Below are 2,828 nucleotides of genomic sequence, written 5' to 3'. Positions count from 1 at the left end.
CCTCCGGTTCGTTCCACCTCGGGAACTACCTCGGAGCCATCCGCCAGTACGTCGCCCTCCAGGAGACGCACGACGCGTTCTACATGGTCGTCGACCTGCACGCGATCACCATGCCCCAGGATCCGAAGGACCTGCGCGCGAACACCCGCCTCTCCGCCGCGCAGCTGCTCGCCGCCGGCCTGGACCCCGAGCGCTGCACGCTCTTCGTCCAGAGCCACGTCCCCGAGCACGCGCAGCTCGGCTGGGTGATGAACTGCATCACCGGTTTCGGCGAGGCCAGCCGGATGACGCAGTTCAAGGACAAGTCCGCCAAGGGCGGTGTCAACAGCGCCAGCGTCGGCCTCTTCACGTACCCGATCCTCCAGGTCGCCGACATCCTGCTCTACCAGGCGAACGCCGTCCCGGTCGGCGAGGACCAGCGCCAGCACATCGAGCTGACCCGCGACCTCGCCGAGCGCTTCAACAGCCGGTTCGGCCAGACCTTCACGCTGCCCGCCGCGCACATCGTCAAGGAGGTCGCGAAGATCTACGACCTCCAGGACCCGGCGATCAAGATGTCGAAGTCGGCGTCGTCCCCCAAGGGCCTGATCAACCTCCTCGACGAGCCCAAGGTCACCGAGAAGAAGATCAAGAGCGCGGTCACCGACACCGAGGCCGAGATCCGCTTCGACACCGAGAAGAAGCCCGGCGTCAGCAATCTGCTCACGATCTACTCCACCCTCACGGGCGAGTCGATCCCCGCCCTGGAGGAGAGGTACGCAGGCAAGGGCTACGGCGCGCTGAAGACGGACCTGGCCGGTGTGATGGTCGATTTCGTCACACCGTTCAAGCAGCGCACCCAGGAGTACCTGGACGACCCGGAGACCCTGGACTCCCTGCTGGCCAAGGGCGCGGAGAAGGCCCGTGCGGTCGCCGCGGAGACGCTGGCGCAGGCGTACGACCGCCTCGGTCTGCTGCCCGCCAAGCACTGACGAACGCACCTACGGAAAGACCGCTCTGGCACGAAGTGGGGTCGTGGCCCCACACTGGGGCGGCAGGGTCCACAAGGACAAGCGGAGGAGAGATACGTGGGGACCGTAACGCTCGGCGTTTCGATCGCGGTCCCGGAGCCGTACGGCAGCCAGCTCCAGGAGCTGCGCGCGGGCTTCGGGGACGTCGCCGCGCACGGCATCCCCACGCATGTCACGCTCGTGCCGCCGACCGAGGTGGAGGCGGACCGGCTCCCGGCGATCCGGGCCCACCTCACCGAGGTCGCCGCAGCCTTTCCCGCCTTCCCGATGCGGCTGAGCGGGACGGGAACCTTCCGGCCCGTCTCGCCGGTCGTCTTCGTCCGGATCGCCGAGGGCGTGGCGGGCTGCACCCGGCTGCAGGGCGAGGTCCGCGACCCGTCCGGGCCGCTCAGCCGCGAGCTGGCCTTCCCGTACCACCCCCACGTCACCGTCGCCCACGGGATCTCCGAAGAGGCGATGGACCTGGCGTTCACGACGCTGGCCGACTATGTGGCCGAATGGGTCTGCGACGGCTTCGCACTCTACGAGCAGGGCTCCGACGGGGTCTGGCGCAAGCTGCGTGAATACCCTTTCGGGAGCGGGCCCATAGGCGTTCCGGCGCAGCCGGGCTCGCCGGCCGACCGGGCGGCCGAGGCGGCCGGGGCGACCGTACGGCCTTCCTGACGGAGCGGGCGCAGGGTCAGCCGGGCGGTGCGCCGGGCGCGGAATCTCAGCCTCCGCAGGACCAGAGTGTGGAACGGACGCCCCGTCGAGGGCGATGGGCGAAAAGTCACAATCGACGACCGTAGTCCCTGACAGCGGCAATCCCGGCTATTTCCGGCGCCTCATTTACGGTGACCCCATGGACTGGCTGACGAAACTCCCGGTGGTCGGGCCGCTGGCGGGCCGTCTGATGCGCACCCACGCGTGGCGCTCGTACGAACGCCTCGACCGTGTGCACTGGACGCGTCTCGCCGCCGCGATCACCTTCATCAGCTTCCTCGCGCTCTTTCCTCTGATCGCCGTGGCCGCGGCGGCCGGGGCGGCACTGCTCAGCGAGCAGCAGCTGGACAAGCTGGAGAACACCCTCTCCGAACAGGTCCCCGGCATCTCCGACCAGCTCAACATCGGGGGACTCGTCGCGAACGCGGCCACGATCGGCCTCGTCGCCGGCGCCCTCCTCCTCTTCACCGGCATCGGCTGGGTGGGGTCGATGCGGGACTGCCTGCGCGCGGTCTGGGACAAGGACGACGAGGACGACGGGAACCCGATCGTCCGCAAGGGCAAGGACGGGCTGGTCCTGCTCGGCCTCGGCGCGGTGGGCCTGCTCTCCGCGGCGGCCTCGATCCTCGGGTCGAGCGCGGTCGGCAAGGCGGCCGACTGGATCGGCATCCCCGGCGAAGGAGCCGGCGGCGTGCTGCTGCGCGCCCTCGCCTTCCTGATCGGCGTGGTGGCCGCCTTTCTGGTGCTGCTCTACCTCCTGACCCTGCTCCCGGGGGTCGAGCCGCCGCGGGCCCTCCTGATCCAGGCCGCGCTGATCGGCGCGGCCGGATTCGAGCTGCTGAAGCTGCTGCTCAGCGGCTACATGCGGGAGGTCGCCTCGAAAAGCATGTACGGGGCCTTCGGCGTGCCGATCGCCCTGCTGCTCTGGATCAACTTCATGGCGAAGCTGCTGCTGTACGTCTCCGCCTGGACGGCCACCCGCGACGACGACCAGGGAGACGGAGAGAGGGACGGCGACGGCGAGCCACCGGCGTCCGCGGCCCGGACGGACGTCTCTCCGGCGCCACCTTCGACCTGACCAACCCGTCCGGCCAGGCGACCTGGCGCACGGACCGC

The 2,828-nt window shown here is 69.7% G+C and carries 3 protein-coding genes; all 3 read left to right on the top strand.

The window, feature by feature from the left end:
- On the top strand, positions 1-971 hold a 971-nt coding region (gene trpS, locus AAT21_RS24795; RefSeq protein ID WP_063838145.1), incomplete at its 5' end, for a tryptophan--tRNA ligase.
- Between the two features lie 96 nt (positions 972-1,067).
- The gene (locus AAT21_RS24790) at positions 1,068-1,673 is read left to right on the top strand and encodes a 2'-5' RNA ligase family protein (protein ID WP_046779176.1); all 606 of its coding nucleotides are present in this window, start codon (positions 1,068-1,070) and stop codon (positions 1,671-1,673) included.
- A 178-nt stretch (positions 1,674-1,851) separates the two neighbouring features.
- Positions 1,852-2,790, top strand: coding sequence for a YihY/virulence factor BrkB family protein (locus AAT21_RS24785; RefSeq protein ID WP_046779175.1), 939 nt, complete (start codon positions 1,852-1,854; stop codon positions 2,788-2,790).
- Positions 2,791-2,828 lie beyond the last annotated feature (38 nt).

The organism is Streptomyces yangpuensis (assembly GCF_001005295.1).
GTDB lineage: Bacteria > Actinomycetota > Actinomycetes > Streptomycetales > Streptomycetaceae > Streptomyces > Streptomyces yangpuensis.
Note: the sequence above shows the minus strand (reverse complement) of the source record. Positions and strands in the feature narration are given on the sequence as shown.